Origin of the sequence: Mesorhizobium sp. M3A.F.Ca.ET.175.01.1.1, from assembly GCF_004791945.1 — a bacterium.
In the GTDB taxonomy this organism is placed as follows: domain Bacteria; phylum Pseudomonadota; class Alphaproteobacteria; order Rhizobiales; family Rhizobiaceae; genus Mesorhizobium.
Genome location: NZ_SRTP01000329.1, coordinates 1 through 300, shown reverse-complemented (window position 1 = coordinate 300; position 300 = coordinate 1). Strand labels below are relative to the sequence as shown.

General features: G+C 62.0%; 1 pseudogene. It reads right to left on the bottom strand.

Annotated features, from left to right (window positions below):
• Positions 1 to 40 precede the first annotated feature (40 nt).
• A pseudogene (locus EN818_RS31850) lies at positions 41 to 300 on the bottom strand (hypothetical protein); the annotation flags it as partial.

The following is a 300-nucleotide window of genomic DNA, read 5'->3' as shown; positions in this document are numbered from 1 at the left end:
CGAGGATCTCGAGCCCCGCTTCCAAGGAAACTACCGACTAGAACAGCTGCAGTTCGGCAGTGCCGCCGAAGAAAAGGTGCGAGAACAGCCGCTGGAAATGGCCGTTGACCACCTCGAAGGCCGACAGCAGCCGCTCGCGTCCCTCGCGGTTGAGGCTCTGGATAGCCTGACGCAGTTTTCTGATCGCCTCGATGATGTCCTCGCGCTCGGAAACGATGGTCTCCAGACGCTCGGACAGTTCCTTCTGCTCTTCCTCGGCGCGCAGGTTGACGGCGCCGAGCCGCTCGCGCTCGATCTTCA